Genomic DNA, 24,452 nt, shown 5'->3' with positions numbered 1-24,452 from the left:
TCGTGTGTTTCTATTTTAGATGTGTTACTATTTGTTTTGTTACCAACTGGTGCGCAAATATACGGGTAAGCTGGTCGGTTTCTAAATAATGGTTCAATGTTGGCTGTGCCACGAAGTCCATTTCGTTCATACACTGTTCAATCACCTCACTCATTTCCAAAAAGCCTATTTTATCTTTCAAAAATGCGTCTACCACTATTTCATTGGCTGCATTTAAGATGCATGGCATATTTCCGCCTTTTTGCATAGCGATATAAGCCAGCTCAAGGTTACGAAAACTTTTTGTATCTGCCTCGGAAAATGTCAATTCGGGATATTTTAAAAAGCTAAAACGCTCGAAATCTGTTTTTAGCCTGTTGGGATAAGCCAATGCGTAATGGATTGGGAGTTTCATATCTGGAACGCCCATTTGCGCTTTGATAGAACCGTCGGTAAATTGTACCATCGAATGGATGATAGATTGTGGGTGCACCACCACCTCTACCTGCTCTGGCTGCAAGTTAAACAACCATTTGGCTTCTATGGCCTCCAAACCTTTGTTCATTAACGAAGCTGAATCGATGGTTATTTTAGCGCCCATCACCCAGTTAGGATGTTTAAGCGCTTCATTTTTGGTAACTTTCGCTAAAAACTCCCTATCCTTTCCTCTAAATGGTCCGCCTGAAGCCGTGAGCAATATTTTTTCAATGGCACTTTGTTCCTCTCCCACCAAACATTGGAAAATAGCAGAGTGCTCTGAATCTACTGGAATGATGTTTACACCGTGTTGTTTGGCTAAGCTCATCACCAGCTCTCCAGCCACGACTAAGGTTTCCTTGTTGGCCAAACCTATGTCTTTTTTAGCTTCAATGGCAGCAATGGTTGGCTTTAATCCTACTGAACCCATTACTGCAGTTAACACCAAATGGGTTTGCGGTAACTGAACAGCTGCCAGTAATGCTTCCTCACCTGCCATTACCTTAGTGTTTGGCAAGGCTTCTTTCACTTGTTGATATAGGGTTTCATCGCCTATTACGACCAACTCTGGTTTAAATTCCAAGGCTTGTGCAATGAGCAAACTGGCATTTTGTTGCGCAGTTAGGGCATCAACCTTGTATAAGCTGGGATTTGCCCGCACTACTTCCAGTGCTTGTGTTCCAATGGAACCTGTAGAGCCTAGTATAGATATGTTTTTATATTGCAAAATTGTTTTAATTGTTAAATTGTTAAATATTTCGCTTTTAAAGATTGCTATCTTTTTTATTTTTAAATATTTGTCTATTTTTTTCATCTCGAAGAGATGATATACTTATAGAATTTAGGTTATTGTGGATATGCGACCCCAACAGGGTCGTATTACCTTCTATCGCTTTATCTATAAGCATTTGACCTTTTCAAGGTCTTTACCCTTCCATTTAAATCGTCATCTATTTTTCCACTCCGAAGGAATGAAATACCTATAGGCTTCATGTCGTATGATATTCGACCCCAACAGGATCGTATTCCCTTCTATCGTTTATCAATAAACATTTAACCTTTTCAAGGTCTTTACCCTTCCATTTAAATCATTATCTCTTTTTCCATTCCGAAGGGATGAAATACCTATAGGCTTCATGTCGTATGATATGCGACCCCGACAGGATCGTATTCCCTTCCATCGTTTTATCTATAAGCATTTGACCTTTTCAAGGTCTTTACCCTTCCATTTAAATCATTATCTCTTTCAATCCCGAAGGAATGAAATACCTATAGGCTTCATGTCGTATGATATGCGACCCCGACAGGGTCGTATTCCCTCCAATCGTTTTATCCATAAGCATTTGACCTTTTCAAGGTCGTTTAGATCATCTATTCAAATAAATACTCTTCTTTGTATTCAATATTAAATTTTTCTAAAAACTGCTTATACTCTTCTTTAAAAGTTTTCTTTTTATGGTGTTGCTTTTGGTTATTTATATATGCTATTACTTCGTTCAAAGAAGAATGACCATAAGAAAATGCTCCATATCCTTCTTGCCATTGAAATTTGAATTTTGAGTATTTCTTTTCATTCACAAACTCATTCGATGACTTTTTTATTTCTCTAACCAAGTCTGACAAACAACAAGATGGCTTCATTCCAATTAAGAAGTGAACATGATCAGGCATTCCATTAATCGCCAACATCTTTTGCTCTTTGTTTTTAACAATTCCCGAAATGTACTTATACAATTCCTCTTCCCAACTAGCATTTATTAAGTTATCTCTGCCTTTTACAGCAAATACAATCTGAATGTATATTTGAGCGAAAGTACCAGCCATAACAAATTAGTTCATCAATACTTATTATTTTTTTCATACAGGGCGCAGCGAAGTATCTCCTGAGATTCCTCGTTCCTCGGAATGACAATCTATTTAATGTAATCCTTTAACCCCTCTGCGATCTTCCTGTCATTACTTAATCTAGGCACCTTGTTTTGTCCGCCAAGTTTACCTTGGGCTTTCATGTAATTTACAAAAGCATCTTTAGCAAGCGTTCTTATCTTCAAAGGCTGCAAGATATTTCCTTCAATGAGGTCAAAATAGTAAATGTTTTTTTGTTGTAGGGCTAAATCTACCTTTAAACTAAATGCAGCTAAGTCTTGCGGCGCTTTAGAAAACTCTACAAACCACTCATGGTAAGGCAATTCGCTTTCTGCTGGGTTTACCTGTGGAGCTACGGTAAATTCTGTAATTTCTACGCCCTCTTCATTTGCTACCGAAAGCAGTGCATGTTCCACCTCTTCTCCAATCACGTGCTCGCCAAAGGCCGAAATAAAATGTTTAATTCTTCCCGTAACCATTATTTTATAAGGATTAAGGGAGATAAACTTAACCGTGTCACCTATGCTGTAACCCCAAAGTCCTGCATTGGTATTCAAGATCAAGGCGTAATTTTTATCGATTTCTACTTCTCCTAAACTTAATCGGGTAGGTTTATCATTGTAATATTCATCCGCTGGAACAAATTCATAAAACATTCCCGCATCAGCCAATAACAACAATCCCTTTTCGGTCTGACTGTCCTGATAAGCGATAAACCCCTCCGATGCTGGATAGGTTTCAATCGCAGCTATTTTTTTACCAATACTGGCTTCAATTTTTGCACGATAAGGTTCGAAATTCACCCCGCCATACACAAACAACTCAAAGTTTTTGAAAATATCCTTGATGGTTTTGCCGCCTGATTTTTCTGAAAGCTTATCGAAATACATTTGCACCCAAGGCGGAATACCCGAAATCAGTCTCATGTCCTCGTGAAGCGTTTCACCTACAATGGCCTCCACTTTTTGCTCCCAATCTTCAATGCAATTGGTTTCATAGCTTGGCATTCTGTTCTTTTGCAGATAAGCAGGCACTAAATGCGCCACAATACCCGAAAGTCGCCCTATTTTAATGCCATGCTTTTCCGTTAGCACAGGACTTCCCTGTAAAAAAATCATCTTGCCATCTACAAATTTGGCATTGCCTGTTTCGTGGATATAGGTCAATAGTGCATTTCTCGCCGCCTTGATATGCTCTGGCATCGACTCCTTTGAAATGGGAATATATTTAACACCAGAAGTAGTGCCTGAGGTCTTGGCAAAATACTGCGGCTTATTTTTCCATAAGATATCAGGTTCGCCCTCCACCACCCTTTCAATATATGGTCGTAGGTCTTCATAATCTCTTATGGGAACCCGTTCTTTAAAATCTTGATAGTTTTTGATGTCGTGGAAATGATGGTCGGCTCCAAAAACGGTATTTTTAGCTTCGGCAATTAATTTTTGCAAGGTGCGTTCCTGGGCATCTACAGCATTGAATTTCCAAGACTCAATTTTTTTAAGGACAAAAGATGCAAATACTTTGCTCAGCGATGATTTGATTCCCATAATACTTCTCAATGCCTACAGGCTCTTTTTCTTTCTATCTTTAAACTCAAACATAAATAAAGCTTACTTAAGCTAATGATATCTAAACAATATTGTGGATGATGTCTGGATGTTCGTCACCTTTATATTCGCTCATGATTTTGCGATAAGCTACGGCAAAAAACGCGGTAGAAAAGGGTACAATCACAAAGGAGCTGAAAACAACCACAATTAATGAACTGTATTGGCTGATATCATAATCTAAGAAAAGGTTCACCAACCTAAAGCCCATTAAGATCACAATATAAAAGAAGCCGAAAACAATGGCCTGCACAATCACCAAACCCAATAAAATCATTAATAACTTGATGAAATTACCTTTGGTAGTGGCCAAGCTCAATTTAATAGACTCAAATGGAGAACTGTGCTTATCGATAATGAAAAATGGGAAAAAGATAATTCTCACGAAAGTGAAGAAAATACTAAGGATGGCAATACCTACGGCAACATTTACAATGATAGCACCTGTTTGCGAATAACCTGCTATAATGCCCTGGCTTACCATCAATTTAAGCACCATATCAAGCAAGTAGAGTACTGGCATTAATAACACCCCTACAAAGAAAATACTCAATCCAAAATACACCGTAGCTACTAAAAACTTGATGATTTCAGCTCTGGTAGGTAAAGTCTCTACAATTTGAATATCTGCATTTTCGGTATCCAAAAGCTTGAAGATATATTTGATCAAACACAACTCTACCACGCAATAGCTCATCATAAAAATGAGTAGCATCACCAATTTAATCCCGATATTAACTTCCTCCATGAAGAAGGCCATAAAGGTTGAGGTAGAGGCCGTCAAAAAAATCAGAAAGCACAGGGTAGCAATCGAAAGATAGTTTTCCTTGGTCACCTTCCACGCCTGCATAATGACATCCTTCACGGCAAAGGTACTTTCTTTTAAATAATTGATCATTTTGCTATTTTTTATTGTCTGGCGATAAGCGTCTTGCGTTAATCTAATCGCCAAACATTTATCGCTCTGCTTTAATTTCTAAATATCACTCTTTTAACAAAATCCTGTATAAAGCCTAAACCGTAGGCCGTTAACTGGATAAACGATGCAATGACACTCAAAAATGCAATTTTTATTGATTTGTTGAGCTGCCAAGCATGAAAAAATATCAACAGAAAATACAGCAGCACCAAGAAATTTCCAACGTAGGCCAAAGGCGTGTAAAAAATGTTGCAAAGAATCACAAATCCCAGTCCAAGCGTAAAAACAGCAGGAAAAAAATGTACCAGTTTTAACTCTGAAGGAAAATGTTTGTAGATATTGATTCGAGCTCTGCCGAAAAAATGAAGCTGCTTGTAAAATTGTGTAAAACTGGTGCGTCGTTTATGGTAAACCTTGGCGGCAGGAATAAGTCCTATTTTAAATCCGTTTTCGTGGATACGGATACTATATTCAATGTCTTCGCCTAAACGGGTTAAGATAAAACCGCCCACTTTTTCATAAACCTCTCTTGAAATGCCCATGTTAAAGCTACGTGGATGAAACTGACCGATATGCTTTTTATTACCTCTAATGCCACCAGTGGTAAAAGGCGAAGTCATGGCATAGCTGATGGCCTTTTGTACAGGTGTAAAGCTTTCGTGTGCGGCATCTGGTCCACCAAAAGCATCTAACTGGTGCTCAAACAGGTAATCTTTCACCGTCTCCAAATAATCGGAAGGCACTAGAATATCCGAATCGAAAATGATGAAATAATCGCCTTTGGCACGTTCAAAGCCAAAATTTCGGGAAAAGCCCTGTCCTGAATTTTCTTTGTAGAAATACTTTACATCAAGTTTGTTTTCAAAGGAAGCTACAATATCCTTGGCATCTTTTACAGAACCATCTTCTATCACCAGCACTTCAAACTGCATGTAAGTTTGCTTGCACAAAGTGGATAACAGTTCCTTAATTTCCTGCGGTCTATTGTATAATGGGATGATGATGGAGAAGAACATGCTTTAATTAGCTGATTTTCTAATTAGCCAATCTGCTAATTAATCTCTTTTTCTATTAAATACTGGTTTCTTTCTGGAGCATTGCGGCCTACCAACTCGGCTACAAAGCCTGCTAAAAACATTTGCGAACCTACAATAATGGCCACCAATGCTAAGTAAAATAACGGTTGGTCTGTTGAGTTACGGTATGGCAAATTATTCCAGATCAACACCTGCTTTTCGATCATGATGTACAGCGTCATAATGATCCCAATAAAGAAGCTCAACACACCCAATGAACCAAAGAAGTGCATTGGTCTTTTGCCAAATTTACCCACAAAGAAAATGGACATTAAATCCAAAAATCCATTGATAAAACGGCTTAATCCGAATTTGGTTACGCCATATTTACGGGCACGGTGTTCTACCACCTGCTCTCCTATTTTGGCAAAACCCGCCCATTTGGCTAGCACAGGAATGTAACGGTGCATCTCACCATATACTTCAATGGTTTTCACCACATCATGACGGTAAGCTTTTAATCCACAGTTAAAATCATTCAGCTGAATACCGCTCATTTTACGGGTGGCAGCATTAAACAATTTGGTAGGAATGGTTTTGGTAATGGGGTCGTAGCGCTTCTTTTTCCAGCCCGAAATCACATCGTAGCTTTCTTCCTTTATTCTACGGTAAAGTTCAGGAATTTCATCCGGACTGTCTTGCAAATCAGCATCCATGGTAATAATAACCTCGCCTTGCGCTGCTGCAAAACCAACGTTTAAAGCTGCTGATTTACCGTAGTTACGTCTAAATTTAACTGCTTTAATACTGGCAAATTTTTGCTTTAGCTCGGTGATCATCTGCCAAGAACGGTCGGTACTGCCATCATCTATAAAAACTGCTTCGTAAGAAAACTGGTGCTTTTGCATCACCTCATCTATCCAAGCAATTAATTCAGGCAACGACTCTTCTTCGTTATATAAAGGTACTACTACTGATATGTCCATTTTTTAGTATTGAGTATTAGTATCAGATATGAAGACACTAAATTGAAAGCAAATGCTTACAAAAAACAACGTGCAAATTTCATCAAATAAATTGAGAAAAATGCACGTTTGAATAATATTTCGATAAGGTTTTAATTCCCTTCTGTATTGTTCTGCGCAGGGTTGTCAAATGGGTTAGGATTGCTTCTTTTAAAGATCAAAGCAAAAATTAACGCACCAATAAAATACATTACCGCCGAAATACCAAAACCTACTATCGCCTGAGAAAAGTTAGGAGAAAATTGCTGTTCCACATTCTCGTGAGTTTTATCCATAGCTTTGCTAATTTCCTCATCAGATAAGCCAAAAGATTTCATTGTAGATTCTGTTTTGGTTAAAACCATTTCCTTCATTTTTTCAGGATAGCTTGGATCGATGTATTTACCAAAAACAATGTTAAACACAAAAACAATTCCCATTGCCAAAACAAAAGTGACAAAGATTGGCCATAATGCCTCTCCAAAAGTCCAATATCCACCTACTTTTTTACGCATATCAATGCAGAAAAAGATGGCAAACGCAATCCCTATCAAAATGGTGATAGCTGCATATGCATAAGAACTCATTAGGCTTGGTGCCAAATACCAAGTGGCCAAGAATAATACGATGTTTACCGCTCCCCAAATTAGCCCATTCTTTAGCGCTTCATTTTTAATGTTTACTGTACTCGTCATAAAATTAAGTTTTAGTTATCTAGTTTGATTAAAGTTAGCAATTAAGCAATAAACCGATGCATCAAATGCTTTATTGTTACTGTATTTCTCTAAATCTTTATAAACTTGATCGTTTGAGCTTGGGTGCAGGAAGAAGGACATAAATGGTACAAAAAGCTCTTTCATTTCATCTACCAAGTTTAAAATCTTGGCATTTTCACAAATTTCCTGTACGCTACTTTCGGCTAATTGTTGGTTACTGATCAAATCTTCGTAGATGTGATATTCGTCCTGAAACTCATCTTCGTCAACCAAAAGGAACTCTTTTAGGAAATCTTCCAAATCAGGCTTAATTTGCTCATCGTGGCACTCGTTAATGTACAATAACAAGTTTAACAGTTCGGTACCTCTATCAATAGTTTCTTCTTCAATGGCTTCCCATTCCTTTGATTCCAGGTAATCTTCTTCCAACTTAGCTACATCACTGGTAAAGAAGTTAATCATCAACAAATCGAAATATACTTCTCTAAGTGCTTCAAACTTGGGATGCTCATCAAAAACAGCGTCAAATTTCTCGACCTTGTCCATAAAATTGGCATCTATTTCAAATACTTCCACCAATTGATGGCTTAGTTCTACGCTAGGAGCTTTTTGCAATTCTGCAAATTTTGCCAACGATGCTGTTAAAGACTTTTTTACGATATTGTTCATGGTGTTTTCCTTTATTTGTCTGTCATTAGTACTTTATTTGTCATTCAGAGCGAAGAAACTTGAGATTCTTACTTTCGTCGGAATGGCAAAAACGGTTAAAAAACTCGGTATTGTTTATTGTTATAAACCAAAGTTACTTTCCCCTTTAACATGGTGTTAAACAAAGGAGAGTTAGCAGATTTGGATTGATTGGTTTCACTATCAAACTGCCATTCCTGAGTTGGATTAAATGCTGTAAAATTAGCAGCTTGTCCAACTGCAATTTGCGGAACTTCTAATTTCAGCAAGTTACGAGGGGCAATGGCCAACTTCTCTACAATTAATGCGGTATCTAAACCTGCCTGCAATAGCAATGGCAATACAGTTTGCAAGGCGATAATTCCATAGTGAGCAATTTCAAACTCTACATTTTTAAATTCTATTTCATGCGGTCTGTGCTGTGAAGAAATGGCATCAATGGTACCATCCTTTAAACCAGCAATAAGCGCCTTGTTATCGGCTTTGCCACGCAATGGTGGTTTCACTTTGTAATTACTATCGAAGTCATTCAATAATTCTTCGGTAAAAACCAATTGATGGGCTGCTACATCGCAAGTTACTTTAACACCATCTTTTTTGGCTTTTTTAATCAACGCTACTGATCCTGCGGTTGAAATATTGCTGATATGTAATGGTGCATTGTGATATTGTGCCAAGAAAATATCTCTGGATACCTGCAATTCTTCAGCCAAGGCTGGAGCACCTTTCATGCCCAATAAAATAGTGGTTTTGCTCTCATTTACCTGTGCTTTACCCACCAATGCTTTATTTTCAGGATGGGTAAATAGCAAACCATCAAATCCTAAGGCATATTGTAATGCCCTACTCATGAAACCATCATCAGCAATGGCTTTACCAGCTTCCGCAAAAGCCACGGCACCAGCCTGCTTCATGTCAAACATTTCGGCCAATTCTTTACCTTCTAGGTTTTGACTAATAGCCCCAATAGGTTTCACGTCTACCAAATTGCCTTTCGCTCTGTTAAGGATATATTCAACCTCCCCTTTGCTGTGCACTACTGGCTTGGTGTTGGGCATAATGGCAATACCTGTAAAACCTCCAGCAGCTGCTGCTGCCGTTCCAGTGCTGATATCTTCTTTAGTTTCTAGTCCAGGATCACCAAAAACACAGTTTAAATCAAAAAAACCTGGAGACAAAATTGCTCCTTTGCCATGGTATACTTCTGCCGACTCCAGATTTTCCAACTTACTGGCTATAGCGGTGATGATTCCGTTTTCAACACTTACATCACAAGTTTTCCCGTTAAACTTACTGTTCGGATCGGCAATGGTAATTCCCTTAATTAAGAGGTTCATGAGTTTTTGTATTTTTATTTTGGGTATGATAAAATCTGACCAATAATATTTCTGCCGCAATGAAAACTAAGCTCAAAATTAGGCAAAGTTTCCATAATTCGGTTCCATTATTTTCTTCGGCAATGGCCGATGAAATATTCTCTTTTTGAGCGTCAATAAAGTGCACTTTTTGATTACCAAATCTCTCTTCCAGCGCTGCTTGACTATCGTACTTCATTTCTGATTCGGCCCTATTGTCGTTATACGCCACCACAGCCAAAGTAGTATCTCCGTTTTTGATGGTATAAAAGCCAGCTTTCTGTATCTGATCAGCCACGTAAAGCAACGTTTTCCCATTCTGATGGTTCACATCTGGTATCACTTCAAATCCATCGCCAATTAATTTTAGCGACTGATTTGCCCCAAGTTTCACCGCTGGTAGCTCTATCACATTATCCTTTGCAATAGTGTAAAACAGTGGTTGGTCTTTAGCACTTTCGAAAGCAATTTTGTACATCAAAGGCACAAAGAGTGGATGCTTGGCTAAATTACCATCTTGTTCATCTAAGCCAGTGGCTGCCAAAAACACTTGTCCCGAGTTGATAGGATAACGTGCCAAATAAAGCTTACCTGCTGGAAATTGCAATAGGTTTTCTTTACTCGTAGTACTACGCTCTGCATAGGTGAAATATCTACTGGCCAATGGCAGATCCATATTTTTAGGGAGTACTTCAAACACATCCTTAAACAAAGGATGTTTGAGCTCAATTTGAGCAACTCTACTAGGTTCGGTCACTAAATTTTCAGCTGCTGGAAGTTTTAGTGCTGTTAAAAAAGCGGAATACGTTGTCTTATCGGTTTCAGTAGATGGAAAAATGACCACCGAACCGCCATTATTCAAATAGTTTTTGAGTTCTTGAGCCAATCCGCTAGAGAGTTGGCTGATGCCGTTAAGTACAATAAGACTATAGTTTGCAAAACTGGCGTAGTTGATATTGTTTTCGGAAACCGAACTTAATTTGAAATAGCTATCGGCATTAAAAAGTGCTTCAATATATTTATCTGTTTTAACACCATTAATGCTTAATACCTGTTGGTTGGCGTTGACGTTAAAACTGAAATTAAGCTGATCGTCAAAAGTGAGTGGAAAATCTTTAATGCTTAATATTCCGCGTTGCCATCCCAAGCCCAAACCACTGTATGAAAGCGTATCGATAGCTGTTTCACCCGCTTTAACATTGATGCTGCCTACTGCCTTTTGCTGATTATTGATGCTCAATTTCAATGGTACATTTTGAGCATCGTCGTTACCAAAGTTCTTTAATCTAACAATGATCTTTTCCGAAGTATTTGCCTGATGTACTGGTGAAAGAAACCAAACGCTATCTACCGAAATGTTAGGCAGTTCGTTACCGCTTAACTTTACCAGCGCCAATTGTGTTTGTTCTTCTTTTTTTACAGGTTCCTTGCCTACAAAGTTTTGTTGAAAATCAGAGATGACGTAAGCAAATCTGTTACTTCCTCCTGTGAAAATACCTTGTTGTCTATTAATGACCTGTTGCAAATTTTTATTAGCCGCAGATATTTTAACTTCATCAACAGCCTGCAAAAACTCTTCGGCATTTAACAAGCGTTGGTGTTGTCCTTCAAAATCGTTAGTTAATAACTGAAAACGGTCGTTGATTTGGTAGCTTTTTACAATCTCCTTAGCTCTACGTTTGGCTTCATCAAGTAAGCTGCCTTCTTTGTTTACCGCATCCATACTATAAGAGTTGTCCAAATAAATGCTTACGATGTTTCCGCTTGCCTTATTGGAAGTAGTATTTGAACTAATGAAGGGACGTGAAAATGCCAACACCAAAAATGTAATGGCCAAGACCCGGGCAGCTAGAATCAGCAGATTTTTTAACTTTTCTTTAGAAGAATTTTGTTCCTGTACTTCTTTAAGGAAGGCTACGTTGCTAAAATAAACTTTCTTGAATTTACGGAAATTGAATAAATGAATAATGACCGGGATAAGTACCGCCAAAAGTGCAAAAAGAAAGCCCGGATAGAGGAAATTCATTAAAAACCAAAGGTACAAAATTTATAAGATAAAATAAAGCGTACTTACCTCGTGGTATTTATACCTGATATTAAAAAACAGCTGCTAAATATCAACAAAAACAAAGCTAGAATGTTATGTCTTTAAAATTTTACAACCATGAAAACTCCAGTTAAAAACAAAAAAGGTGTTGATCCGAAAACTGACAAACCTCATTTAAAAACAGATAAACCTTTAGCCGAAAAAGACGAGGTTAAACAAGCAGAAGCTAAACAACGGAAGAAGTGATCAATTAAAGTATGTATGTTTTTCTATTAAATTTCCATCTGCCTATTCTTACGGACGGACACCTATCCATTTCTATTTTATGGGCTAATTAAGCTGATTTTGACTTGTTGTATAAAGATTAATCAACCCACTTTAATTCTCCCACTATCTCGGCGATAGAAAACTTAGCTCCACAAATAAACTCATCAGCAGCGCCATAGTAAATAGTCAATTCATCGCCATTAACTAAATGACCGTTGGTAAATACCACTGAACCGAAAAAACCACTTAGTTCATAGCTTTCCAAGGGCTCCATAATAGGATCTTCGGTGCGGGCCAACACTTTAGCAGGATTCTTAAGATCTAAGAGTACTGCCCCTAAACAATAGCGATGCTGGTGATTGGCTCCATGGTAAATTTCCAACCAACCTTGTGCAGTTTTAATGGGTGCCGCTCCTGCCCCAACCCGAGCACTATCCCAATAATGCGGCCTACTTTTTAAGATACATTGGTGATTGCCCCAATGAATACCATCTAAAGATTCTGCCAGCCAAATATAATTACCTCCAATTTCTTTACTGGTTGGTCGGTGAAGTGCATAAAACCTTCCGTTGATTTTTTCTTCAAACAGGGCCACATCTTTGTTATGCGGTGGAAATATCAAACCCAAATGTTCAAATTGCTGCCAGTTCTTGGTGGTACGCAAACCCACGGCCACTCCATTTTCTGAAACAGCAGTATAAGTAAGGTAATAAAGGTCTTCTATTTGGCTAACCCTACAGTCTTCAATACCATATCTCTCCAATATACCTGTTCCATGCAGTTGTAAAGGTTCAGGAATAAAATTGATGCCATCGTCACTACTGAACAACCTTAAGTACGAAATGGTGGTTAAATAATCTAACCCCTTATAATTAATGATGCGAGCGTCGGTATTGATCAAGTCGGGATCGTCCAATTGAAGTTCCATCACTTCTAAAAGATCGTTGGCCATGCGCATGGGAATAAACAGTTTCCCCTCTTGAGGGGCCACACTTTCCGCTACTCTTATTAATAAATAGGTTTTATGCTGATATCTAAATACGCCTGGATTGAGTAAGCAGATGACCTGCAGATTAGCCGCACTAGCAGCTAAATCTTGGGGTTTAAGCAACGGATTTTCTCGAAATCTTTTAGCAATATCCATGGACGAAATTGATAGTTAAATTCGAATTAGAAAGAAATAGTGATTGTTGGAAGGTTAAAACAATTACTTTTTCAGCAGCTTTTTAATTTTATTTTTTACCTGATAAATATCGGCCCATAAATCGCCTACTTTTTTAATTCTATCTTGAATATTGAAGATGTTAAAATCGCCAATGCTTAAACTCTCATTTACCTCGTTCCAGTGCAAAGGAGCAGATACAGTTGCGCCTGCTTTTGGTCTTACGGAATAAGGAGCAACAATGGTTTGTCCTTTTCTATTCTGCAAATAATCGAGGTATATTTTGTTTTTACGCTTACTTGGACTACGCTCTAAGCTGGTGATATCGGGATGTTGTTGGTAAACTAAGCCTGCAAGATAATGTACAAAATTTTTAGATACCTCATAGTCATAAGCAGCTAAAGGTATCACAATGTGGATTCCCTTTGAACCCGATGTTTTCACAAAAGAAACCACTTCCATTTCGTCTAAAATTTCCTTTGCAGTAAGGGCCACTTTTACGGTTTGCTTAAAGTCAATGCCATGCGGGTCCAAATCTAACACGGCAAACAAAGGCACTTCTGGTTTACGATAGGTACTCATCCAAGGGTTTATTTCAATACATCCTAAATTTGCCATCCACAATAAAGTAGCTTCATCGTTGCAAACCAAATAATCTATTTTTTTATGGAGATGCTCAGATTCTAAAGAGGCATATTTAATCCATTTTGGAATTTGATTTGTGTTTAAGTCCTTTTGAAAAAAACCAGCTTTATTGATCCCATTGGGATGTCTGTTCAAGGATAGTGGCCGATCTTTAAGGTGGGGCAAAATATAGGGAGCCATCTCTTGATAATAATTGATCATTTGCCCCTTGGTAATTTTCTCACTCGGCCAGTAAATTTTATGCTGATTGGTGAGCTTCACTGTTTTTCGACCAAATTTCAAAATGGTTTCATCTTCTTGTATCATCTCGTTAGTCGAATTCGTAATAACCATTTCCTGTTTAACTTCTTCTGGTTTTTTATCTTCTCTAATACCTTTAAATACTGGATGACGTAAATGGTGAAGATCTGTCCATTCAGAAAAAGTGACTTCGCAAACTATCTCTGGCCTTACCCAAGTAATGTTTCTTTGCATCGGCACTTTATCTGTAAGAGGCTTATCCTTGGTTTTTAGGGGCTCTAAAAGTTGAAAAATTTCACTTAGTGACTTCTCGTTAAATCCAGTGCCACAGTTCCCTATATAACTTAATTTATTTGCATGATTTTTAATGGCCAACACTAATGCTCCAAAGTGATTTCTACTGCCTGCGGGTTTGGTATAACCTATTATAATAGCTTCTTGCGATTGCTGTATTTTTATCTTTTGCCAATGACTGCTTCGAGCACCACTTAAATAAGCACTTTCCGCATTTTTTGCCATAATGCCCTCCCAACCTTTTTTTCTAGCCTCCTCTAAAAATTCGTTTCCTCGGGTTTGGGTTGCTCTTACTATTTCTATATCTTTTTGATTGTTATTGGCCAATAGCATTTCCAAAAGCTTCTTTCGTTGGTGTAATGGCATCGACCGCACATCTGAACCATTAATTTCTAGTACATCAAAAACAGCATAGTGCAAATTGATTTTTTTCTGAGAAGGTTCGTAATTCTGTAAGGCCTGAAAACTAGTTCTATTCTTTTCCCTAACTATAATCTCTCCATCCAAAACAGCATCAATGTCCAAACTTTTTAAGGCTTTAACAACGGTTGGATAATCGTCGCCTAGATTTTTACCATTTCTGGAAGTTAAAGAGGCTTTACTTTTCTTCACCTTCGCAATTCCTCTGTAACCATCTAATTTTTCCTCAAAAATCCAATCCTCTTCTTGGGTTACATATTTTACTAATTTAGCCAACATTGGCTGATAATCTTCTTTTTTAAGCCTCGATTTTACTTTCGGAATCTCGGGAACTTCCTTTTTAAAGTCTTTTCCCATTTTTTTTACCTTTTCGGGAATTTCATCTTCAGCATTATACTTTTTGCTTACCGCATACTTGTCCTTATGTTTAATCAACAACCAAGCATTGTGCTCACTATCCTTCATACGCACCAACGCGAACTCGCCTTTCAGTTTTTTGCCATGCAGCACAAACTTTAAATTGCCGCTATGTAATCCCTTGCTCAAACTAGCCTGGTCTTCATCAAGAGGTTCGTACGTGCCTTCATCAAAAATATTGACCACTCCTGCCCCATAATTTCCTTTGGGAATAGTGCCTTCAAAAGATTTATAATCGTAAGGATGATCTTCCACCATCATGGCCAAACGTTTATCATTAGGGTTTAAAGATGGCCCTTTAGGCACCGCCCAACTTTTAAGTACCCCATTCAATTCCAGCCTAAAATCATAATGCAAGTGCGAAGCATGATGACGTTGCACTACAAAAGACAGTTTTTTTCCTGTAGATTTTCCTCCAGCAGGTTCAGCTGTTTGTTTAAAGTCCCGCTTCTGATTATATTTTGTTAAAGACATTCTAAGCTCCTTTCTTGCTTAAGCTCTGCATCAATTGTTCGTACAAATCGTCGCTCACTCGCTTTTCTGGACGCATTTTCTTCACTACTGTTTTCTTACCTTTAGCTTTAGCCCTAATAATTTTCAGTAATTCTTTGGAATACTCATCCTTAAAAACAGAAATATCAAAATCAGCACTGTATTGTTTAATCAATGCCATGCCCACTTCCAGTTCTTTAGGTTTTACGGTAACGGCCTCCATTTCCAAATCTTTGGTGGATCTAATTTCCTCCTCAAAACGAATGCGGGTAATCACAATCATGTTGTTTAAAGGATGAATAACGCATAAATGTTCGTTACTGCGCAATACAAAACGGGCCACTCCCGCTTTTTTTGTTTTCTGTAGCGCTTTTAAAAGTAATGCATAGGCCTTTTTACCTTGCGGTTCGGGCTGGGTATAATAGGAAGTTTCGTAATAAATGGGGTTAATTTGGGCAATGTCAACAAAGCTTTCCAGCTCTATCAGCTTGTTTTTTTCGGGCATAGCACTTTCAAAGTCTTCATCTTCCAGCACCACATAATTTTCTTTGAGCAAATAGCCTTTTACAATACGTTCAAAGGGTACTTCCTTGCCACTTTTCTCGCTAATGCGTTGATATTTGATACGGGACATATCCTTACTGTCTAACATGTCCAAATCAAGATTACTGTTTTGCACTGCCGAGTATAGTTTTACTGGAATATTAACCAATCCAAATCCAATTGCGCCTTTCCAAATCGATTTCATTCGTTTTAAGATTTAATGGTAATGAGAACGGCCTTAAGCAGATGGTTAGCCTTAATGCTAAATAAACATTAGTAAAAGGAAATGGTTTTGCAATTAGTTTTGCTACAAATGCACAGATATTTTTTCCCAAATATCAAACAACTAAACAATGTGATATAAATCTATTTATGTGAGGCTACTTACCTATTGTATAAGCCCGTGCAGTACCCCATAGCGAATCAAAGCGGCTGAGTTTTTAGAACCCGTTTTATCTAAAAGACTTTGACGATGCCCTTCAATGGTTCTTTTGCTGAGGAACAGTTTTTCAGACATTTCCAAGTTAGTCAGACCTTCGGCAATAAGCTGTAATATTTCCAGTTCTCTTAACGAAAAATCAATCTCGTTGTCAGGTATGGTAATCAAGTATTGCTTGCTTTGCAATAAATTTTCCATCATGGTTATGGTAAGCTCCGCACATAAATATTTACGCCCTTGCTGCACAAATTTAATAGCGAAAATGAGTTCATCGGCGCCGATATTTTTAAGCAAATAACCATCACTTCCGTGCTTAAAGGCCTCCATCACGTACTTTTCATTATCGTGCATTGAAAGCATCATTACCTTAATTTGCGGATGTTTTAGCTTCACTTCCTTCAACAATTGCATCCCATCCATTTCGGGCATATTAATATCAACCAAAATAAGATCTACTGCGATCTTGGCTATTTGCTTTAACACCTCAAGACCATTTACCGCTTCACCTACCACTTGTATTTCTTTATCCGATTCAAGTAGCATTTTAATACCGTTTCTAACAATATTGTGGTCTTCTGCCAATAAAATATTAATCATGATATGCTTTAGTAATGTTTATTTGATGGTATTTTTCAAGGTGGCGATGTTTGATTTGTATAAAATCATCCACTCTTATAATTAAAAGCATTCCATTTTGTTTTAAATATTTTTACAAGCAACCTTTGTCATCCTAAGCCTAAAGGATTATCACCGCAAAAAAGCTTAAACCTCTTAGGTTTTGAAAACCTAAGAGGTTTTTTCATGTCCATTAGTGTAATAAAACAGAGAACCAAATGCGCATTTTTCTGTTATAAAGGAGCTAAACCGTTTTAACATGTCTAAATTTCCGGATGTTGCACACATACTCAATGCAATTCCACTGGCTTGCTATATGCTAGACCATCAGGCTAACTTCATCTACATCAATGAAAAAGCCGAAAAATTCTTTAAAAAAGATAAAAGTGAAATGCTTGGAAAGAATGTCTGGACCCTATTTCCTGATTCGAAAAAGACCAATTATTTCAAAGAAGTTAACGAAGCTATCAATAACAAAAAGCAAAGTACCTTCGAATATATTTCAGTGTACACTCAAAGCTGGATCAAATTAAATGTAAATCCTATTGCCGAAGGTGTGGTAATTAGCTTTAGCTGCATTGAGAAAGACAAACACAACGAAAATCTTTATAAAACTTTGGTTGAAAATACGCCCGATGTGGTGACCAAATGGGACCACCAACTTCACCTAGTTTACGCCAATGCAGCATTAATAGAAAAAACAGGCATATCATTAGAAGACGCCATAGGCAAATCGCATCCAGAAATTTGGCCACATGCCAACATCGCCCCTCTCATTGAAAAAATAAAACTTGTATTTAAAGACGGGAACACACAAACCCTAAACATGTCTTTCAGAACACCGAAAGGCACGGTATTTTACGACATTAAAATAGCACCAGAGTTTACCGTGAATGGTAAAGTAAAAGGAGTGATTGCCATAGGGCGAGACATTACCGACCTCACCAGAAGCCAAGAAAGCTTTAATGCCCAACTTAGACATAAATATACTTCCTTATTTAATTCTATTAATCAAGGATTTTGTATTATCGAAATGATATGGGATCAACATGGAAACGCCGTTGATTATCGTTTTGTCGAAGCAAATCCATCTTTCCAAAAACAAACTGGCATTAATAATTACGAAGGAAAAACCATACGTGAGATTTGGCCCGAGCATGAAACCCATTGGTTTGAAATTTATGGGAACATTGCCAAAACCCAAACCTCAGCACATTTTGAATTGCCAGCAGCACTAATTGCGGGATGGTATGAAGTAGAAGCTTTTCCCATTAGAGAGTTGGGTGAGAACATGGTAGGGATATTGTTCAACGATATTAGTGAAAGAAAAAAAGCTGAAGAAATTCTTAAAAGAAGTGAGGAAAGGCAACGTTACCTATTAAAATTAATGGACTCGGTAAACGCTTATTCAGATCCACTTGAAATTCAGGAAGCAGTTGCAAAAATCATCGGAGAACACTTAAATGCCGACCACTCATTTTATGCCCACGTTACCAAAATTAACAATGTGCCTTATTTACAGATAGAACGTTTGTATAAAAAAGCAGAAGATGTAAAATTTAAGCCTAGCCTTTATCCTTTTACTGATATAGGAATAGCGCTAGAAGAATTTAATGTAGGCAAAACACACATTGTTTCGAGACCAAAAAAGCAACGAAAAAGTTCGAAAAGCAATTTATCCTTACATCAAATATTAAATAACGGCATTTGGGCAATAGTACCTTTGGTAAAAAAAGAAAAATTAGTAGCCTTACTCATGGTACACCATCAAGAGCAATACCTTTGGCCTGACGAGCATATCCGCCTGTTGGAAGAAACTGCCGAGAGGACATGGTCTTACATTGAACAGTCTAAGATGGCGAGTGCACTTACCCATTCCGAAGAACAACTTACAGTAGCTCTTACGGCATCAAACATGAGCACTTTCCACTGGCTCTCAAAAAATGGCAAGGTAGTCGTATCGCCGCTGTCCCCTACGCTTTTTGGTCTAAAAGAGAATAGCTTTTCCTATGAAGACAGTCAAGGTTTTGTGATGGTACATCCCGACGATATGGAGCTACACCGCCAAACTTTGGAAGCCGCCAGTAAAGAGCAGAAGGAGTTTCATCATACCTATCGCATCATAAGGCCAGTTGATGGAAAAATAGCTTGGATTGAAGAGCGGGGAAAAGGAATTTATCATCCGCTTAGTGGCATATTAGAAGTAAGAGGGATCCATTGGGACGTAACACTGCAAAAAACACAAACAGAACGGGCCAAGGAAGCTGAAGAAAAATATCGTATTCAATTAGAAAAAGATGTTTACCTAAGGACTAAGGAACTGAAAGAAAGCAGAGATGAGCTGGCTGCTATTTACAACAATACCTTAATGGCAATGTCGGTTTTAACCGCAGTAAGAAACGATGATCATCAAATTATAGATTTTACCATTGCCCTTACCAATAAAGCCTTGGAGACAGAAACAGGCCGAACTGATCTGATTGGCAAACGATATCTGCAAGAATTCCCTGGGATAAAAAAAGTTGGATTATTTGACATGATGGTGAAAGTAATGGAAACTGGCGTGCCCATCAGTAACGAATATTTTTACCCCTATGAAGATTTCAACAAATGGTATTCGTGTATGTTTGTTAAAATGGGCGATAGCTTGTTGGCAACCAATCTGGATATTAGCGAACGTAAAATTGCCGAACAACTTTTCAAGGAAAATTCAGCGATGATACAAGGCATTGCCAATTCGGCTCCAGATATGTTATATGCCATCAATTTGGAAAGCATGCAGCAGTTTTATTCTAACTACCGCATTGAGCAACTAGTAGAAAAAACACATAGTGAAATCAAAAAAATGGGGAGGGATTTCTTTGAAAAATTTATCCATCCAGATGACAGAGAGCGTTTTTATGCCAGTTTAAATGAGTTAAAGAAGGAAAACCATCGAGAAATTAAGTCACTTACCTACCGCTTGATCGACGCGAAAGGGAAAATCCATTGGATCAACTCAAAAAGTACAGTATATATTAGAGACGGTGAAGGTGAGTTGACGCATATTGTTGGTATCTCGCAGGACATTACCCAACAAAGAGATTTAGAAGAGAAAAACAGACAATTGACGCATGAACGTATACAATTAGAAAGAAAACAGCAAAAGGAAATTTTAAAAGCTACCCTTAATGCGCAAGAGGAAGAAAGAAAACGTATTGCAGAAAGTTTACACAATGGCTTAGGACAGGTACTTTATGGGGTAAAAGCGACCCTTGAACGTATTAATTTAAGTGAAGTAGCCATAGAGGACAATGTTCATGTACTTAACCGCTCTAAAGAATTATTGAGCATGTGTATCCAAGAAAGCCGAAGAATTTCACATGAATTAATGCCTTCTATTTTAGAAGATTTTGGCTTGAAAGCAGCCATTAGGGACATCTGCACACAATTAAAAGGCGAGACACATTTTAACTGTACCTTCTCTGGAACTAATATACCGCTAGATAAGTATATCCAATTGGCTATTTACCGAATAGTGCAGGAATTGGCCCAAAATATCATTAAACACGCCTTCGCAAAAGCAGCCCAAATCAATATTTCTATAACCGATGGGCAAGTACATATTTTGGCAAAAGATAATGGCAGAGGTTTTGAAAACAATGGAAAAAAACACAAAGGAATTGGACTGAAAACCATTGAATCTAAAGTAAAACTGCTAAATGGAACAATTAAAATTAAATCTGTTCCACAACAAACTGTTATTCATATCCAATTCCCAATTTAATATGTATTCAGAAATTAAGCAGGAACCAAACCTCCAAAGAAATTATCCGCTTCAAAATCAATGGAATTCCAAGGGGTACGCTTTGCTTTGACGCCTGGAATAAAACTCTCATCATCAATATCCTCCAAATTTGGTTTCTCTTCTAAAGAGCTTATTTGCTCGTCCTTATCAGTACTGCTTTTTTTATTTTCTGACGCAGGAATAAGACCGAAGGTATCAGGCTTTTTAACGTCTTGTGACTGCGAGTTTTCCTCTATACCCTCATAACTCTCGTTCTTTTGAGTTTGTTGCTGCATTGAGCCTTGCTCATTTTGCAGATTTTTATTTTTCTCTTTCATTATTTCCTTTTGAACATAAATTGATACCGAAATAAGTTTAGTTTATCTCTCTAACCTGATATGGTAAGTTTCCACCTCTTTAAGTGCCTCCAAAATTCCTGTACGTTGCTTTTGCAATAAATCCAAGTGATGAGCGTGAGTTACTTCATCGTCTAATACCGCATCGTATTTTTCTAAGGCTGCTTTTTCACCCGTTTCTACTGCTTCTAAAATGGCTTCATCTTCCTTACTGCTTAAGGCTTGCTTAATGTCAATCCAAGTTCTATGCAAAATGCCCAAAATGCCACCATTTTCGTTTTCACTTTCTCCTCCATGCAGTGCCATATGATTTTTAAGTTCATTGGCATAACCAATTCTTTGCGAAGCCATTCGTAAAAACAATTCCTTCAACTCCAAACTATTTACCACCTCACTTGCAGATAAATAGCCTTCTTTTCCATCATTAAGAATATTCACCAAACCTTTCAAATCTTCTACTACCTTACTCATCTTTATCTCCTTTTTCTAATTCTTCATTTTCTTCCTTATTCTCTCTTTCCGCATTTACATTTGGATCTTCACCTAATGGCTTGCTTGAATTACGTGTCGTATTTTGTGCATCGCTTTGCACTCCAGCTACTGCCGATGAAGTATGGTCATCATCATTTTCCAAATCTCCATTCGCTACATCCGCAGGTCTACGATCTAAAGTTTTCTCATCAGTATCCAACGCTTTCCTATTCACTAGATGCTGGTTAGGATCCCCTTCTTTACCTTGTGGCTGTGAACGCTCATTATCGTTCGTATCTTTCACTGGGTTATCTCTATGAGATTGATTGAAGTCTCTATTTTGTTCAAATTGGATTTCCATGGTCTGATCTATTTAAAAGTTATCTAATGCTAACTAATAAATAAGGATAGCTTAAAAAAGTTCAAATTATCTCAAAATCAAGTATTCTACTTAACAACAGAAGGTATTTAACGCAATTATTCAATCCATTTTTTTGCCCACAAACATTTTCTTAAGCTTTCTATTCAGGTAATTCCCTTTGGAAATTGGAAACAGATGCCTTAAACTCCTTATAAATTTTTTCGGGCACAGATTGATAAACGTATATATCACCCGAATTAAACACTACCGTCAGTGCTTTTTCCTCGACATTGTAACTGATATGTGCAATCACTGAAGATGGCATAATATTAAATATGTAAAAACGGATAGGTGTTTATACCTAGTCCAAATACGTAACCAACTTTATAACTACTCTTTTTAACAATAAAAAATATAAAGGACTTTTGTTTAATTATATTTGAGTAAACACGACTAGCAATGGGTAATAAAACGGATAAGAATAAAGAAGAAACACAAAGCTTGTTGGAAAAGTCAAGAGCTTTGCGAGAAAAGTCAAAGGCTACCGAAACCAAATTTAATGAGTTAAAAGCTCAAGTTGATGAATTTATTCATGCGGATAAATCAACAGAAGACGCAAAAAACATTTAATCACCTCCATCATCAAATCAACTAACAACGCTCTCCCTCTCCGCTTTCAAATGCTTTCTGTCTTTTAATTACCTAGGATTTTTTCTTGGGCACCTTTGCTCCAGCCGCTCTTGCTTCTGATAATCCAATAGCCACCGCTTGCTTTTTAGAGGTTACTTTTTTACCTGTCCCAGTTTTTAATTTGCCCTCTTTCATTTCATGCATGGTCTTTTCTACTTTTTCACCTGCTTTTTTTGAATACTTTGCCATTTTGATCAGCTTTAATTAATATTTCAATAAACAATGTGAAATGATTTTGTTTTTAAATGCTACAAAACAAGTATTTGTACCTAAAAAACAGCAACAAAATACTTCAAAGCAAAATCCCAATACTTATTTTTTAAAAAACACAAACAAAACAGCTTGGCTTTCGCTTTTATGGTTACACTAATTTAATGCATCCAACTAAACATAAATCGAAAAAATCATGAAAAGTGAAAAAGAAAATAATGCCATGCCTAATGCTCATTTGCATGACCTTTTTGTTGACGAACTGCGAGACATTTTAGGCGCTGAAAAACAATTGTTAAAGGGATTGAAAAAAATGGCGACAAAGGCAGTGAATGCAAATTTAAAAGATGCTTTTACAGCACACCATGCTGAAACTGAAGATCAAATTGAAAGACTTAAAAAAGTATTTTCTAGCATTAAACTTACCCCGAGAGCAAAAAAATGTAAAGCCATGGAAGGTTTGCTTAATGAGGCGGACGAAATTATGGAGGAATTTGAAGATAACGAAGCCCTAGATGCAGCACTAATTGCCGCTGCCCAAAAGGTAGAACATTATGAAATTGCCAGTTATGGTTGCTTGGTTACTTATGCTACTTTAATGGGACATGAAGAAGCTAGGGAATTGTTAGCAAGTACCCTAGATCAGGAAAAGGAGACAGATACAAAGCTTACAGATATAGCCATGTCTGAAGCAAATGTAATGATATAAGTTTTCTGTTTGTGTCGGCGTTGATCTTAAAAAATCAACGCCGACTTTTTTAATTCAATTGATAGTTTATATAACAAGTGATGAAAAACTTATTTTTTTTAATCTACAGTGTAGCATTTACGGTGATGATTGCATGTAACTCGCAACCCAAAGACGCAAAAGAACTAGCTGACAGTGTAAACCAAACCAAGGACACGTCTACTACTGCAGCAGATATGATTACGGTACGTGATAATGAAGCAGAATTTGCTACCAATGCAGCTGATGCAAGTTTAGCCGAAATCAACTTTGCTAAGTTAGCCATTAGTAAAACTGGCAACGAACAAATCAAGAATTACGCCAATATGATGTTAAAAGCTCATGGTGCTGCTAACGATGAGTTAATGGCATTGGCCAAAAGCAAGAATATAACCTTGCCCGAAACCATGAGCGAAACACACCAAAAGCACAGAAACGAGCTCAATGAAAAAACAGGGGCTGATTTCGATAAAAAATATGCTGCACTCATGGAAGAAGATCATGTAAAAGTACTGGCTTTTATGGAGCATGAAGCACGAAAAGGTACCGATCCTGATTTGAAAACTTTTGCTAATAAAATGGTCCCCGTGGTCAAAGCACATCTAAATGCCATCAGGAAAATTAAGGACAGCTTAAAGTAGGACTAAAAACCTTTTCCATCATT

24 protein-coding genes are annotated in these 24,452 nt (G+C 37.5%); 5 read left to right on the top strand and 19 right to left on the bottom strand.

Annotation, left to right across the window (positions count from 1 at the left end; all coding sequences use genetic code 11):
* Window positions 1-10: 10 nt before the first annotated feature.
* The 10 genes from DUT70_RS02375 to DUT70_RS02330 all read right to left on the bottom strand — a co-directional run bounded on the left by DUT70_RS02375 (window position 11) and on the right by DUT70_RS02330 (window position 11,652).
* A complete protein-coding gene (locus DUT70_RS02375) occupies window positions 11-1,183 on the bottom strand; it encodes a 1-deoxy-D-xylulose-5-phosphate reductoisomerase (RefSeq protein ID WP_240432001.1) in 1,173 nt (390 codons plus the stop codon).
* Window positions 1,184-1,827: 644 nt separating this feature from the next.
* Window positions 1,828-2,280, bottom strand: a complete 453-nt coding sequence (gene tnpA, locus DUT70_RS02370; RefSeq protein ID WP_113645696.1) for an IS200/IS605 family transposase — start codon at window positions 2,278-2,280, stop codon at window positions 1,828-1,830.
* 89 nt (window positions 2,281-2,369) lie between these two features.
* The gene (locus tag DUT70_RS02365) at window positions 2,370-3,869 is read right to left on the bottom strand and encodes a GH3 auxin-responsive promoter family protein (RefSeq protein ID WP_113645695.1); all 1,500 of its coding nucleotides are present in this window, start codon (window positions 3,867-3,869) and stop codon (window positions 2,370-2,372) included.
* Between the two features lie 82 nt (window positions 3,870-3,951).
* Window positions 3,952-4,827 (bottom strand): hypothetical protein, encoded by an 876-nt coding sequence (locus DUT70_RS02360; RefSeq protein WP_113645694.1) that lies wholly within the window; start codon window positions 4,825-4,827, stop codon window positions 3,952-3,954.
* A gap of 71 nt (window positions 4,828-4,898) precedes the next feature.
* Entirely contained in the window at window positions 4,899-5,864 is a 966-nt protein-coding gene (locus DUT70_RS02355; RefSeq protein ID WP_113645693.1) for a glycosyltransferase, read from the bottom strand.
* Window positions 5,865-5,899: 35 nt separating this feature from the next.
* A complete protein-coding gene (locus tag DUT70_RS02350; protein WP_113645692.1) occupies window positions 5,900-6,850 on the bottom strand; it encodes a glycosyltransferase family 2 protein in 951 nt (316 codons plus the stop codon).
* Between the two features lie 131 nt (window positions 6,851-6,981).
* On the bottom strand, window positions 6,982-7,563 hold the full coding sequence (locus DUT70_RS02345; protein ID WP_113645691.1) for a DUF4199 domain-containing protein: 582 nt from the start codon (window positions 7,561-7,563) through the stop codon (window positions 6,982-6,984).
* Window positions 7,564-7,578: 15 nt separating this feature from the next.
* Window positions 7,579-8,253 carry a hypothetical protein gene (locus DUT70_RS02340; RefSeq protein WP_113645690.1) on the bottom strand — a complete coding sequence of 225 codons (675 nt, stop codon included), beginning with the start codon at window positions 8,251-8,253 and terminating at the stop codon, window positions 7,579-7,581.
* 95 nt (window positions 8,254-8,348) lie between these two features.
* Window positions 8,349-9,608: a dihydroorotase gene (locus tag DUT70_RS02335; RefSeq protein WP_113645689.1), complete on the bottom strand. Its 1,260-nt coding sequence runs from the start codon at window positions 9,606-9,608 to the stop codon at window positions 8,349-8,351.
* The gene (locus tag DUT70_RS02330) at window positions 9,592-11,652 is read right to left on the bottom strand and encodes a vWA domain-containing protein (RefSeq protein WP_113645688.1); all 2,061 of its coding nucleotides are present in this window, start codon (window positions 11,650-11,652) and stop codon (window positions 9,592-9,594) included. Before DUT70_RS02330 ends, DUT70_RS02335 begins: the two co-directional genes overlap by 17 nt.
* Before the next feature lie 138 nt (window positions 11,653-11,790).
* Between DUT70_RS02330 and DUT70_RS21450 the strand changes: the two genes are divergently transcribed.
* Window positions 11,791-11,919, top strand: coding sequence for a hypothetical protein (locus tag DUT70_RS21450; protein ID WP_262512174.1), 129 nt, complete (start codon window positions 11,791-11,793; stop codon window positions 11,917-11,919).
* A gap of 118 nt (window positions 11,920-12,037) precedes the next feature.
* Here DUT70_RS21450 and DUT70_RS02325 read toward each other — a convergent pair whose 3' ends face one another.
* The 4 genes from DUT70_RS02325 to DUT70_RS02310 form a co-directional block, all read right to left on the bottom strand.
* Window positions 12,038-13,084, bottom strand: coding sequence for a glycoside hydrolase family 130 protein (locus DUT70_RS02325; RefSeq protein ID WP_113645687.1), 1,047 nt, complete (start codon window positions 13,082-13,084; stop codon window positions 12,038-12,040).
* 63 nt (window positions 13,085-13,147) lie between these two features.
* Window positions 13,148-15,592 carry a DNA ligase D gene (ligD, locus tag DUT70_RS02320; protein ID WP_113645686.1) on the bottom strand — a complete coding sequence of 815 codons (2,445 nt, stop codon included), beginning with the start codon at window positions 15,590-15,592 and terminating at the stop codon, window positions 13,148-13,150.
* A gap of 1 nt (window position 15,593) precedes the next feature.
* Window positions 15,594-16,358: a non-homologous end joining protein Ku gene (ku, locus tag DUT70_RS02315; protein ID WP_113645685.1), complete on the bottom strand. Its 765-nt coding sequence runs from the start codon at window positions 16,356-16,358 to the stop codon at window positions 15,594-15,596.
* A gap of 183 nt (window positions 16,359-16,541) precedes the next feature.
* Window positions 16,542-17,189: a response regulator transcription factor gene (locus DUT70_RS02310; RefSeq protein ID WP_113645684.1), complete on the bottom strand. Its 648-nt coding sequence runs from the start codon at window positions 17,187-17,189 to the stop codon at window positions 16,542-16,544.
* A gap of 277 nt (window positions 17,190-17,466) precedes the next feature.
* Between DUT70_RS02310 and DUT70_RS02305 the strand changes: the two genes are divergently transcribed.
* A complete protein-coding gene (locus DUT70_RS02305; RefSeq protein WP_113645683.1) occupies window positions 17,467-20,973 on the top strand; it encodes a PAS domain S-box protein in 3,507 nt (1,168 codons plus the stop codon).
* A gap of 14 nt (window positions 20,974-20,987) precedes the next feature.
* Here the strand turns inward: DUT70_RS02305 and DUT70_RS02300 are convergent, their stop codons facing one another.
* The 4 genes from DUT70_RS02300 to DUT70_RS02285 form a co-directional block, all read right to left on the bottom strand.
* The gene (locus DUT70_RS02300; protein ID WP_113645682.1) at window positions 20,988-21,311 is read right to left on the bottom strand and encodes a hypothetical protein; all 324 of its coding nucleotides are present in this window, start codon (window positions 21,309-21,311) and stop codon (window positions 20,988-20,990) included.
* A gap of 42 nt (window positions 21,312-21,353) precedes the next feature.
* Window positions 21,354-21,800 (bottom strand): ferritin-like domain-containing protein, encoded by a 447-nt coding sequence (locus DUT70_RS02295; protein WP_113645681.1) that lies wholly within the window; start codon window positions 21,798-21,800, stop codon window positions 21,354-21,356.
* A complete protein-coding gene (locus DUT70_RS02290; protein ID WP_113645680.1) occupies window positions 21,793-22,161 on the bottom strand; it encodes a hypothetical protein in 369 nt (122 codons plus the stop codon). The genes DUT70_RS02295 and DUT70_RS02290 overlap by 8 nt, the downstream gene beginning before the upstream one ends.
* A 160-nt stretch (window positions 22,162-22,321) precedes the next feature.
* On the bottom strand, window positions 22,322-22,486 hold the full coding sequence (locus tag DUT70_RS02285; protein ID WP_113645679.1) for a KTSC domain-containing protein: 165 nt from the start codon (window positions 22,484-22,486) through the stop codon (window positions 22,322-22,324).
* A gap of 134 nt (window positions 22,487-22,620) precedes the next feature.
* Here DUT70_RS02285 and DUT70_RS21080 point away from each other — a divergent pair, with 134 nt between their 5' ends.
* Window positions 22,621-22,791: a hypothetical protein gene (locus tag DUT70_RS21080; RefSeq protein ID WP_162926556.1), complete on the top strand. Its 171-nt coding sequence runs from the start codon at window positions 22,621-22,623 to the stop codon at window positions 22,789-22,791.
* A 72-nt stretch (window positions 22,792-22,863) separates the two neighbouring features.
* On the opposite strand, the gene DUT70_RS21075 is transcribed toward DUT70_RS21080, so the two are convergent.
* The gene (locus tag DUT70_RS21075; protein ID WP_162926555.1) at window positions 22,864-23,040 is read right to left on the bottom strand and encodes a DUF6496 domain-containing protein; all 177 of its coding nucleotides are present in this window, start codon (window positions 23,038-23,040) and stop codon (window positions 22,864-22,866) included.
* Between the two features lie 217 nt (window positions 23,041-23,257).
* On the opposite strand from DUT70_RS21075, the gene DUT70_RS02280 reads away from it, so the two are divergent.
* The gene (locus tag DUT70_RS02280; protein WP_113645678.1) at window positions 23,258-23,770 is read left to right on the top strand and encodes a ferritin-like domain-containing protein; all 513 of its coding nucleotides are present in this window, start codon (window positions 23,258-23,260) and stop codon (window positions 23,768-23,770) included.
* An 80-nt stretch (window positions 23,771-23,850) separates the two neighbouring features.
* The gene (locus DUT70_RS02275; RefSeq protein WP_113645677.1) at window positions 23,851-24,429 is read left to right on the top strand and encodes a DUF4142 domain-containing protein; all 579 of its coding nucleotides are present in this window, start codon (window positions 23,851-23,853) and stop codon (window positions 24,427-24,429) included.
* Window positions 24,430-24,452: the final 23 nt, after the last annotated feature.

It is taken from the genome of Pedobacter chitinilyticus (assembly GCF_003313385.1).
Classification (GTDB): Bacteria; Bacteroidota; Bacteroidia; order Sphingobacteriales; family Sphingobacteriaceae; genus Pedobacter; species Pedobacter chitinilyticus.
Note: the sequence above shows the minus strand (reverse complement) of the source record. Positions and strands in the feature narration are given on the sequence as shown.